6 protein-coding genes and 5 pseudogenes are annotated in these 12,079 nt (G+C 34.7%); 8 read left to right on the top strand and 3 right to left on the bottom strand.

Translation table 11 applies throughout. The annotated features are described in order from the left end of the window. Positions 1-227: 227 nt before the first annotated feature. Positions 228-1,107: pseudogene (locus J7E77_RS24080) on the top strand (aminoglycoside 6-adenylyltransferase). A gap of 195 nt (positions 1,108-1,302) precedes the next feature. On the opposite strand, the gene J7E77_RS24085 reads toward J7E77_RS24080, so the two are convergent. Beyond that, positions 1,303-1,470 (bottom strand): hypothetical protein, encoded by a 168-nt coding sequence (locus J7E77_RS24085; RefSeq protein ID WP_214717366.1) that lies wholly within the window; start codon positions 1,468-1,470, stop codon positions 1,303-1,305. A 988-nt stretch (positions 1,471-2,458) separates the two neighbouring features. On the opposite strand from J7E77_RS24085, the pseudogene J7E77_RS24090 reads away from it, so the two are divergent. Continuing rightward, positions 2,459-3,644: pseudogene (locus J7E77_RS24090) on the top strand (MFS transporter). A 90-nt stretch (positions 3,645-3,734) separates the two neighbouring features. Here J7E77_RS24090 and J7E77_RS24095 read toward each other — a convergent pair. Continuing rightward, positions 3,735-4,856, bottom strand: a pseudogene (locus J7E77_RS24095) (IS3 family transposase). Positions 4,857-4,965: 109 nt separating this feature from the next. On the opposite strand from J7E77_RS24095, the gene J7E77_RS31855 reads away from it, so the two are divergent. After that, on the top strand, positions 4,966-5,175 hold the full coding sequence (locus J7E77_RS31855; RefSeq protein ID WP_374103005.1) for a hypothetical protein: 210 nt from the start codon (positions 4,966-4,968) through the stop codon (positions 5,173-5,175). 49 nt (positions 5,176-5,224) lie between these two features. After that, the gene (locus J7E77_RS24105; RefSeq protein ID WP_214717367.1) at positions 5,225-5,932 is read left to right on the top strand and encodes an IS6 family transposase; all 708 of its coding nucleotides are present in this window, start codon (positions 5,225-5,227) and stop codon (positions 5,930-5,932) included. Positions 5,933-5,995: 63 nt separating this feature from the next. Here the strand turns inward: J7E77_RS24105 and J7E77_RS24110 are convergent. After that, positions 5,996-6,364 (bottom strand): annotated as a pseudogene (locus J7E77_RS24110) (transposase); the annotation flags it as partial. 24 nt (positions 6,365-6,388) lie between these two features. Here J7E77_RS24110 and J7E77_RS31500 point away from each other — a divergent pair. The 4 genes and pseudogenes from J7E77_RS31500 to J7E77_RS24130 all read left to right on the top strand — a co-directional run. Continuing rightward, positions 6,389-6,666 (top strand): annotated as a pseudogene (locus J7E77_RS31500) (DinB family protein); the annotation flags it as partial. A 244-nt stretch (positions 6,667-6,910) separates the two neighbouring features. Beyond that, a complete protein-coding gene (locus J7E77_RS24120; protein ID WP_214717368.1) occupies positions 6,911-7,792 on the top strand; it encodes an AraC family transcriptional regulator in 882 nt (293 codons plus the stop codon). Positions 7,793-8,038: 246 nt separating this feature from the next. Further along, positions 8,039-9,361: a prolyl oligopeptidase family serine peptidase gene (locus J7E77_RS24125; protein WP_214717369.1), complete on the top strand. Its 1,323-nt coding sequence runs from the start codon at positions 8,039-8,041 to the stop codon at positions 9,359-9,361. A gap of 1,341 nt (positions 9,362-10,702) precedes the next feature. Further along, complete coding sequence (locus J7E77_RS24130) at positions 10,703-11,956, top strand: sensor histidine kinase (protein ID WP_214717370.1); 1,254 nt, start codon at positions 10,703-10,705, stop codon at positions 11,954-11,956. The last annotated feature ends 123 nt before the right edge of the window (positions 11,957-12,079 follow it).

Genomic DNA, 12,079 nt, shown 5'->3' on the forward strand with positions numbered 1-12,079 from the left:
TGCCTTTTGTCTACAATCTGAGTCACCCTTAAGGGTGACTTTTATTTATGTAACATAATAGAGGTTTTGTTACATTGAAACACAAGGCCTTTGTTTTTTAAGTTAACGGGGAGTTTAGTTAAAGATTTTAAAATATACAGGAAATATCATTCTTTAAAAAGAATTAAAATAGATGGTCAGAAGAAGCAAATACACGAGGATATTTACATTGTGCGAGGTGAATAGTAGTGAGAAGTGATCAAGAAATGTTGGATTTAATATTAGAAGTAGCTCAAAAAGATGAACGAATTCGAGCGGTCTATATGAACGGTTCAAGGACAAATCCCAATGCTCCAAAAGATATTTTTCAGGATTACGACATTGTATATGTAGTCACGGAAACAGCCTCTTTTATAGAAGATGAAGAATGGATTAATAAATTTGGGGAATTGATTATGATCCAAGAGCCTGATAAATTAGATCAAGCTTGCGGTGTAGAAAAGAATTTTGATCGTTCTTACGGATATTTAATGCTTTTTACTGATGGAAATCGTATTGATCTTCCCATCGAAACAAAAGAATCAATGATTGAAGGATATGTAGAAGATAAACTTACCATTCCATTATTAGATAAGGACAACTGTCTGTCACTTATCCCTGCTCCATCGGATGTTGACTACCATGTAAAAAAACCAACAGAAGCGCTTTTCGTGAGCTGTTGTAATAATTTTTGGTGGTGTCTTCAAAACGTTGCAAAAGGAATTTGGAGAGATGAATTACCATATGCAAAACTTATGTTTGAACATGCCACTAAAGTTTCCTTAGACGAGATGGTTTCAAGGTGGATGGGACTAAAAATGACTTTCAGGTTTCAACAGGAAAGATGGGAAAGTATTTCAAAAAATATCTCCCAGAATCACATTGGGAGATGTATAAAGAAACCTATTCCGTAAGTGATTATGACAAATTATGGAATTCTATATTCGTTACCTGCGAATTGTTTCGGACTTTAGTTAAAGACTAGCAAAGCATTGTTTGTTTACATACCTAGTTCACGATGATACAAGCATGTCAAAATATCTTAAACATGTAAGAAACTTATCTAGTGATGCAAAGAAAATATTTTAATATGAGCTTATTGAAAAAGCATCAGCTGCATTTGTAGTTTTGTTTGTATCCAGGTAAAAAATAAATGTAACTTAATGAATGTTTTGTTACATTGAAAAAATTTAAAAGTTCAAAATGATTACTTCAGTCATTTTTGATCACTTACTTAGACAATCCTTTTTTATTAAGTTAACGAAGCAGGTTTTAGCTTCTTTTTTAATTACCATTATTTTTCTTTTGTTTATTTTGCTTATATATATAATCAATCCTATTCATTGTTCTATAGCCTAAAATACCAAGTAAAATTGAATATATGGTTGTTAAGAACAAACCAAGAATGGCAATCCAAAATAATGATGTAAGCTTTGTTTTTTCATTGAACATATTATAACCTCCGAAAAATAATTTTTATTATCTTTTACTTATTAAGGGAGATTATTCGAATTAAACTAAACTGCCAGTTAGCTTAAGTAGCAATCCTTCACAATCCCAATAGAGTAAACCCTTTTGGGACTTTTTATTTTTGTGAGAATGCTACTAAAAAGGAATTGAGTAGTCCAATAGCATTGGGATTTGAATTTTTTAAGTAAAAGTATTGATATCGAAAAAAGGAATCAACCCTGCTAATTTTTGAGATCCTTAATCTTCTCATTTTGCTACGGAAACACAACTTCATCTGGAGTATAGCAATGATTCCTGAAAGCTTCTCTTATCGGTAGTTGGTCCGCCTATTTTAATAGTAAATAACCTTCCTTATTGTCTATAAACATAGACCGTTAAAATACTAAACTTGTCTTTAAACGCATAGTAAGTTCCTTTATGAAAAATAAGTTACATTCAAAATGGCTATTAGTAAGTTATTACATTCTATATATATTGTTTTTCTATGCTGGGCGGAGGAATGGTTGCTCCAATAGGAATGGCCATGGTTTTTCGACTTGCTCCTCCGGATAAAATGGGGGCCGTAATGGGAACACTTGGGGTTCCAATGCTAATCACATCGAAAATCATCTACAAAAAACGAGTGGTGCACCATACTTGTATAAATTCCATGTCATATTTCCTTACAAGTTAATGTGAAGATATTAAAAAAAGTGATATTTTTATATTAACAAAAAGTTCAGACAAAATAGGAGGAAATCACAATGAAAAACATCGGCCATCTATCATTTTTAATATTAGTAATAAGAGTAGTATTTTCAAAAAAATCTCCTGTTTTATATTAATGATTAATTGAAATAAACATTCTTATCATGAAATTGTTGATCAATAACGGTGCTCGACGAGAATTGTAAATATATGATTTTAATTTAAGTTAAATAGTATCTTGGACTTAAACATTTAGCACCAAGAGAATCACAAGGTGGTCTTTATGAAGAATACAAATGGTCAAACATCGGTATTAGTTTTATCAACTGTGTCAATGATTGTCTCATTTACCGTATGGTCGGTTTTTGCACCGATTGCTACAGAAATTCAAAAAATTTATCAGTTAAGTATTACTCAAAAAATCATTCTTATTGCTACCCCAGTATTATTGGGGTCTTTAATGCGTATTCCAATGGGGATTTTAACAGATCGATATGGCGGGAGAAGAATTTTTGCGTTGACTATGTTACTGCTTATCTTACCCATGGTTGGAGCAGGTTTTGCAGATTCTTTTGCCATGTTGTTATTTTGGGCATTCTTTATCGGGATGGCAGGAACAACATTTGTTATTTCCAAAACCTATGTATCTAAATGGTATCCTCCACAAAAACAAGGTTTGATCTTAGGAATTGGAGGGATGGGAAATTTAGGATCAGCTGTAGCAAATTTCTTGATACCATCCATTTTTAGCTCTTTTGGTCTTTCATGGGTATTTTGGAACCTTGCAATTGCTATGGCATGTATGTCAATTCTTTTCTGGGTAGGAACAAAAGATGTACAAAGAACAAGTAAACATAAGACTTTAAAGGAATCTCTTTCCGTATTAAAATTTAAAGAAACATGGTATTTATCGTTTTTTTACTTCCTTACATTTGGAACTTTTGTGACTTTCAGTATTTATTTACCTACATTTTTGAATGATCTCTTTAGTATTACAGCCCTTGAAGCTGGAATAAAAACAGCTATATTCGTCGTAATGGCTACGCTTATACGTCCATTTGGTGGCTATCTTTCCGACCGTTTTTGGAGCAAAAGGGTTGTTGACTCTAGTTTTTAGTGGAGTAACATTATGTGGGGTGTTCATTGCTTTTACTATGGAAAACTTCCTTTTCTTTAGTATAAATTGTTTGATCATCTCTATATTGTTAGGGATAGGAAATGGTGCTGTTTTCAAGATGGTACCTGAAATCTCTAAAGGAAATACAGGTGCGGTAACAGGGATTGTCGGTGCAATTGGAGGAGTTGGAGGCTTTTTTCCTCCAATTGTCCTTGGCTTGACAAAAGATTTAGCAGGAGATTATGTTTTAGGTTTTCTATTATTATCTATTCTCTCCCTTTTTTGCTTAATCCTTAATCATAAGGGAGTTAATAAAACAAGTATAAAAGTACGTGCACATAAAAGTGCATAATACACTATAGAATGGAGTGATAGCACCTGCACATCTAGTGCAGATGCTTTTTATATGTGCGCCCGGCATGGGTGGATTGTCAACACAAAACTAGACAGTTTTTTTAAGGTGTCCAAGTTTGTATTCTATCGGGCTTAAGTAGCCTAATGTTCCGTGAATTCGAATGTGGTTAAACCAATGAACATAGTCTCGTAATTCTCCTTGTTAATTCTTCTAAACTAGTAAAGTGTTGCCCTTTAACAAACTCAGTTTTAATGATCTTAAATGTTGCTTCTGCCACGGCATTATCATAAGGGCAGCCTTTCATGCTCAAAGATCGCTTGATTTTAAAAGTTTCTAGAGCTTCATCAATTAGCTTATTTTTGAATTCACTTCCTCGATCTGTATGGAAATACTCTATTTTTCGCAGGTCTTTCTTAATGGATGAAAAAGCCCGATAAACCAAGGCTGCATCTTTATTCGGACCTGAACTAAATCCAACGATTTCTCGGTTAAAGAGATCGACAAATATACATACGTAATGCCAATTTTGATTGACTCTTACATATGTTAAATCGCTTACAACCACAGTCAATTCTTCTTCCTAATTAAAGGCTCTATTCAACTCATTTTTCTGCGTGGATTCGTTACAATCTTTTGAATGAGGTTTAAACTGGGCAACTGTGTATCTCGATACTAATCCCTGTTCATTCATAATTCGGCCAATCCTTCGCCTTGATACTTGGTGCCCAAGCTTTCTAAGCTCCACCTTTATCTTACGAGTACCATAGTTTTGACGACTATTTTTGAATATCTCGATGATAGTAGAGGTTAAGTCATTCTCTGAAGCCCTTTCTTTTGCTTCATAATAATAGGTACTTCTTTGGATTTGCAGGACTTTGCACATTGCTGATATCGAGTATTTGTGTAGATTGTTCTTGATCACATTTACTTTCGTCCTAGTATCAGCGCGGCTTGCTTTAAAATATCGTTCTCCATTTGAAGCTGCTTATTTTCTTTTCTTAATTTAATCAGCTCTTGTTCTTCTGGAGTCAGATTATCTTTTTCCTTGAACGAACCGGAGGTTTGACTTGGACTCACCCACTTATCCAATGATGAGGGTGTAAGATCGTATTCCCTTATAATATCTTTTCTTGGTTTCCCATTCAGATAAAGCTGGACGATCTGTTGTTTGAATTCCGTGGTAAATGTTCGACGTTCTTTTTTAGCCATAGTAGATTCTCCTCAAACGTGTTATCTGTAGTCTACTTGACCTTAAAATTTCTGTCCAACTAAGTGTAGCCTATCCAGGGTGTAATCTCTAGGGTGAAAGTCCCGAACTGTGAAGGCAGAAGTAACAGTTAGCTTAACTATTTTATATGGAAAAAAAAGCTACGAATTATGGGGACAATTTAATACAGAAAATGAAGTTACTGATACTGAAAAAGAAATTTGGGGAATAGTTAGAAAAATAGGTTCTGGTGCAAAAAGTTTAACACAATTACTAGGGTTCTGGTGCAAAAAGTTCAACACACTTGCAAGTAATCTCTAAATCTTGGACATACTGATACTATTACTCTAAAAAAAGGGGCATGATCAGTATGGAAAACCAAAATTTATTCAAATGGAAACATTATCAGCCTGACATTATTTTGCTAACTGTAAGATGGTACCTACGGTACAACCTCAGTTTTCGTGATTTGGTGGAAATGATGGAGGAGCGAGGTCTGTCGATCGCTCATACAACGATTATGCGTTGGGTTCATCAATATGAACCTGAATTAGATAAAAGAGTACGGCGTCATCTTAAGCCAACAAATGATTCCTGGAGAGTTGATGAAACGTATATCAAAGTAAAAGGTCAATGGATGTATTTGTATCGTGCAGTGGATTCCGATGGAAACACGATTGATTTTTATCTCAGTAAAACAAGAGACAAAAAGGCTGCAAAGCGCTTCTTCAAGAAAGCTTTGCGGTCTTTTCATGTTTCCAAGCCTCGAGTCATTACAGTCGATAAGAATCCGGCTTATCCTATAGCCATTGAAGAGTTGAAAAAAGAGAAAAGCATACCTGATGGTATGCAACTTAGACAACAGAAGTACTTGAATAACATAGTGGAGCAAGATCACCGCTTTATAAAAAAGCGAGTCCGTTCTATGCTAGGATTAAAAACGTTTCGAACAGCCAAACAGATCATCTGTGGAGTGGAGGTGATGCATATGCTGAAAAAAGGACAACTTCTACAAGGAGTGAAGTCTGTCCACAGCGAGGTTGAATTCATACATAAATTATTTGGAGTAGCATCATAATTCATAGATGAAAAGGGTATTGAGATTCTATGTTTTTAACAAGTATATTTGCACCAGAACCCATCGAACGGCTGTATATAAGGCGTGCCATAGTCTGCTCGAACCTCGTTTGGGTATTCTGTTTACAGTTCCCTTGAATCTGCCAGATTCGAAGATACTAGGGTCTAATCCTGCAAATGCCACGAGTTTTTTTGGGTGATTAAACCGATCAATCTCACCAATTTCAGAAATAATCGTTGCCGCGATTTTTTCTCCGATCCCAGGGATTGATTGGATAATCTTATATTCTATAATTTCTTTTGCCAAAGCATCTATCTCTTCCACAAGCTTGGATAGATGCTTTTGGTATTCTAGAAGCATTTTGATATACATTTCTAGGGTTATAATATGGTTTTGATATAAGGTTTTCTGAAAAGGATTTCGAGTTGCGGCAGCGTAGTCTGTGCTGACACAAGTGACGCTGTAAAGCAGCAGTGGACAGATCAATCCTTAAGTGAAATCAAAAATGTGTTTGGGATGGATATGCCAAAAGCCGTAACACTTTCATTACTCATCAAGCATATCATTCATCATCGCGGTTAAATACGGTTCTAATGCGTCAAGCAGGATTGAAGGTTCCAGGAGTGTATGGACCCGCAAGAGAAGAATGGATGCCCCTACAATATAAGAATTACATATGTTTTCTATGTAGACCACTGGAATCAGTCCTGCATTTACTGAACATGCAGTATTAAATGCAGCTGTCCTTTAAATTTGTTTAAGATTAGTCGGCTATGGTGAAATACCAAAGCTGTTTTTTTATTAGGGAGTATTATTTCACCCCTCCAAACAATTGCTTTAAACTATTAAAGACCAAAGCAAAATCCAAATGTTGATTTGAACACTTTTAAATAAATAGAGTATAATAGAGACTGTTTTCGTATTAAGAAACTTGATTATGAACACATAGCTAATTTCTTTTCCGATGGGGGTTAATGAATGGAATACAAATATGAAATGATAAAAGCCGATGAACAAATTCCTATAAAAATAATCATTCATACCTCAGACAAACAACAGTTTATACCAAGACATTGGCATGAAAGTATAGAAATATGCTATGTTCTCTCAGGGAAGATTGACGAAATCTATGTAGATGGGAAGGTTTATGTATCTCAAGAGGGTGATATTGTCTTAATCAATTCCAATGCGATCCACTCTTTTTCAGTTAATACGGGGAAAAACCGAAAGGGCATTACTATATTTATACCCTACGAGTTTATAAAGTCTATTTTTCCTGACATTGATCAAATTCAATTTGATTGCATATCAATTGGCGAAAAAGTTATTCAGAGAAAATTACATTTTGATGAGTTACGTGAGACTTTGAATTCAATAGTTAACTCCTATGAAAATGAAGAAAATGACCCCTTAGCTTATATAAAAGTAACGAGTTTATCGTTTGAATTAATTTATCTCCTGTTAAAAAACTTTAAAATCAGTAAAAAGAGTACCAGCAGTATTAGCGCAAGGAAATATCTAGAACGGTTGACCTTGATTACTAATTATATAAAAGAAAATTATAATCAAAATTTATCTCTTGACTCACTTTCTGCCCAATTTAATTTATCCTCCGAATATCTGTCGCGATTCTTTATCAAACATACAGGAATGACAGTATTAAATTATATTAATGCGGTACGACTTGAAAAGTCGTACCCTGAGTTAATGAATACCGACTACCCAATCATCCAGATTGCATTAAACCACGGTTTTCCAAATGAGAAGTCCTATACCAGAGTGTTTAAAGCTGCCTATCATGTAACTCCTTATCAATATCGAATAGAGCAGAAAAAAGCTAAGCCAAAAACAGAAGCTTAAAATCAAAATTTACTCCACTAAGCATAATTATTTCATTCATTGTTATATTAGGAATTAAAAAATACTAAATAATTTAGTAGTTTAAAATAATTAAAATTTGTCAGGATTTGACCATAAACAAGCTAAAAAATGACGGGAATAATAGCCCCCCTTTTCTTAAAATATATGTAAGCGCTTAAACTTGAAGTGGGTTCAAAAATAGGTGCTGTGCATTTTATTCATCATAAAAAGATCAGGAGGTTAAGTATGTTAAAGGGGATTAAAAAACACGTAAAAACTACATTGTTATGTACTTTAGCAGCTGGTACTGCCCTTTCGTTTAGCACGGGGGCATTAGCTAAGGAAGTTAAAACGCAGCCTAGCTCATACCAGACTGTTACCAAAATTGAAGATTGGGGCCCTGCCATAACAAAGGTAATTGTCGATTTGGGCCGGCCGGTTCCGGTCAATTCTGTAACAACGGAAACGTTCAATGTTCATGCAGTCAGAAGTGACAGCCGATTAGCCAATCCTTTTTTAGAGCAAGGATACCGAAATGTAACTAACGCTTATGTTTCGGACAAGAATGGAAAACCTGCTGTTCAAACAGGAAAATATGCAGTGTTAGAAATGGAAATTGGCCCAACTGTAACCTTAGGATCAGCAATGAACTTTGATTTAGGTACATTTTTAAACGATTGGAATGATAGTAAGTATACGATTACTCAGCAAAAAGATATCTTTACACCAGCAGGGAAAGTTTCTGGATTGGTCGTTGATACATATACAGGTGGAGTGAGAGAACTTGTAGATGATTTCTCAACTGGTAAGGCTTCTTTTGATGGCGTTACTTTAACATATGCCGACTATACGCCAGCTAAAGATAATGGAAAGAATCCTTTAATAATCTGGCTACATGGCATGGGAGAAGGCGGTACAGATCCAACGATTCCGATTTCCGGAAATAAAGCTGCAAACTTTGCCTCAGAAGATATTCAGTCCTATTTTGGCGGAGCCTACGTATTAGCCCCTCAAACTCCAACTTTCTGGATGGACGGTTTTAAAGGATTTGGGGATGGGACTTCCAAATATGAAAATGCTCTTATGGATTTGATTAAAGATTATGTTGATCAAAATAAAGACATAGATCCTAGCCGAATTTATATTGGTGGAGATTCCAATGGCGGATACATGACAATGCTTATGATTCGCGATTATCCTGAGTACTTCGCAGCGGCATTCCCAACATGCGAAGCTGTAAAGGATACACTTATTTCGGATGCAGATATTCAGCGTATGAAAAACCTACCAATCTGGTTCGTTGCAGCTAAAACAGATACAACTGTGCCTCCAAGTCAGTATGTAGTACCGACATATAATCGCTTAGTCCAAGCTGGAGCAAAGGATGTTCATTTATCTTTATTTGATAATGTTGTTGATACTTCAGGCTTATACAAGAAAGCAGATGGCACTCCATATGAATACGATGGACATTGGTCATGGATCTACGTATATAACAACGAAGTAACTAAAACAATCGATGGAAAAACAACAACACTTATGGAATGGTTAGCAGATCAATCAAAATAAGATAATTGCAAGGGACAACCAGTAAGAAAAAGAATAGGTTTATAATTTGGTAGACTTAATGCAGGCAAGATTTCAACAATGGGAAGGTTTCTTCCTTAAATTGTTTATTTCCTACATGGATCATCCGATTATTACTTGGATGTTTAGCAATCAGGTAGCTTTCTTGCAATAATAAAGAATTCTATTCATTAGGAGGATACAAGGGATCTGGGTAATATTGTAAATTATTTCAAGAGTAACTGTGCCATTGGTGGATTTAGGAAAGAGAGGGATAAGATGCCAGAGTGGAGGATAACGTCTTACTCTAGCGTTTACTTGTCGTATGAAAGAGCATCCGCAATGGCTGCTCTTTTTTCTTCTGTAATCCACTGTATTGTGATTTCCCAAGTAGTTTTTTTCACCATTTTTAAAATTGTTATTTCGATGGAAACAAAAGCGACATTTATATTAACTGAATTTGGTTCCGATCGCGGGTATAACTAATAACTAAGCAAGCCATCGAAGAGATCTCAGATTCACTTTGCATCATTAGTATTTATTTTTGCGATTAAGAACTGCCTTCAATTGTTGATCATTTACCTAGTATTTAACATCCACATCCAGCGTGATTGACACTTGTAAAGCTTTCTTTTGTTATAGAAAGCTTTGGTGCCATGCTTGGTGCCCAAATTTTTAAAATTACAAATCACAAGAAAACACTAGAAGGCAAAAATGCTTGATTTATCAAGACTTGAGGGTACATCAAGATACTAGAAAAACAAGTGTCAGCAGTCTTCAAAACTGCTTGTGACCTGCGTGTCAGGTCAGCTGGGTTCGATTCCCAGACGGTCCCGCCAACTATACATATTATCGGATGTTATACCACACAGTGAATTTTCCACTTGTACGGTTTTTTTGTGTGTTATCGGTAGAGTGAGGGAGACCGATGTCTGAGACGGTTAGTACGAGTACCGTAAGACCGCACGCATCCACGTCAGATTTACAGATATTAGAGCGATGAAAAGGTGAGTGAGTCTATGGCTGGATTAATTTTTTTCTACAAACAGCAATCAAATATGTGAAAACTACTGCAAATGTTTTTTTTGTATAATTTGAAGGAGCATAATCTTTTTTCTTCTCAATTATCTGTGTGTAGAACAATCGTATGAAACAAGACTTTTTGGGGCGTCACAGTGAACTTTGTTCTAGTAATATATTTTTTTTGGTCATAACATTGAAGCTTAACTAGTAGGTTAATATCCATTTTTGGGAGTTTTTCACTTAAATAAAAAAAGCTCTCTTTTATAGGACTTATCCTTTATAATTAAATAAGTTTATAAATTTTGACAAAGGATATTTACTATGGACTTCATTTATATTAATCAAAATGTTTTAGATAACTTGTTTTACATTTTAGTAAGTATTTTTGTTTTCTTCGTTTTAATTGATAATTTTAAAACGCTTAAAAATTATCAAAAAACCCTTATTACAGCATGCATGAGTTTACCAAGTATTTTATGTATGAAATTCCCTATTTATATTGATGAATATTGTATACATGATTTAAGGCAAATTCCTTTTTTAATTGGTATACTTTATGGCGGATGGCCTGTCGGGGCTGCCTTGTTGATAATTTCGTTGGCGATTAGATTTTTTATTTATGGATTCAATTCTCTAACTCTTATTGTTTATATCGTGATCTTTATTATAACGGCACTTTTTTCAAAAAAGTTCAGCATGTTCAATAGAAAAAATAAGCTTATTTTCTCAGTTCTGTTATCTTTGTGTCTTGGAATATTAACAACTTCTATAGCTGTTACCATATCTGATTCATTTAGGGTGACTGAAGCTTATATGTTTTATTTTATTTTCCTTCCTCCAGTAGTCATGTTTTTCGTTGTATATATAATAGAAATATTAGGTGACGCAATTAGTATAAAGACAAAAATAGCAAAGCTAGAAAAGATGGAAGTTGTTAGCCAGTTAGCAGCGAGTATTTCCCACGAAGTTAGAAATCCTTTAACAGTTGTAAAGGGGTTTATTGATCTCCTAAAAGCCCCTAACCTTTCTCAAGAAGTTAGAGAACAGTACTTTCAACATGTGGTTAGAGAGCTTAAATCTGCAGAGACAATTATTAGTGATTATTTAGCATATGCAAAACCTGCAACCGAAGATATAGGTATTATTTTAATAGATCGTGAAATAAGAAGTATTATTGAAATGACGAAACCATTGGCCAATATGAATTCGGTGAAGATATCAGAAGAGTTAGTGCCAGGAATTACACGCGGAAATATTCAACATTTCAAGCAATGTTTTTTAAACCTGATTAAAAATAGTGTAGAGGCTATGCCTAATGGTGGGGAGCTTAGTTTAGTTACACTCGTAAGTAAATTCGATATCATTATCGAGATAAGCGATAACGGTGTTGGAATGAGTAAAGAACAAATAAACCGTTTTGGCGAACCTTATTACAGCACTAAAGAAAAGGGGACTGGATTAGGTTCAATGGTTGTTGTAAAAACAATAGAGACAATGAATGGGAAAATTAAGATAAATAGTGTTTTAAATAAAGGAACAACGATAAGAATAACACTTCCTATTTATACTTCATGAACAAGGTGCCAGGTGCCATCCAGATATTGGATGGCACCTGGCACCTTTATTATCAATTGGTTTGCCGAAAAGTCAAAAGGCTATTGGGGAGAAATTCAAATTGATGCTCTATACTTAAGTAAT

This window comes from Bacillus sp. ISL-77, from assembly GCF_018613105.1.

Excerpts from the sequence above, each read along its gene's own strand:
- J7E77_RS24085 (WP_214717366.1), bottom strand. The coding sequence starts at position 1,470 with ATGTTCAATGAAAAAACAAAGCTTACATCATTATTTTGGATTGCCATT.
- J7E77_RS24105 (WP_214717367.1), top strand. The coding sequence starts at position 5,225 with ATGGAAAACCAAAATTTATTCAAATGGAAACATTATCAGCCTGACATT.
- J7E77_RS24120 (WP_214717368.1), top strand. The coding sequence starts at position 6,911 with ATGGAATACAAATATGAAATGATAAAAGCCGATGAACAAATTCCTATA.
- J7E77_RS24125 (WP_214717369.1), top strand. The coding sequence starts at position 8,039 with ATGTTAAAGGGGATTAAAAAACACGTAAAAACTACATTGTTATGTACT.
- J7E77_RS24130 (WP_214717370.1), top strand. The coding sequence starts at position 10,703 with ATGGACTTCATTTATATTAATCAAAATGTTTTAGATAACTTGTTTTAC.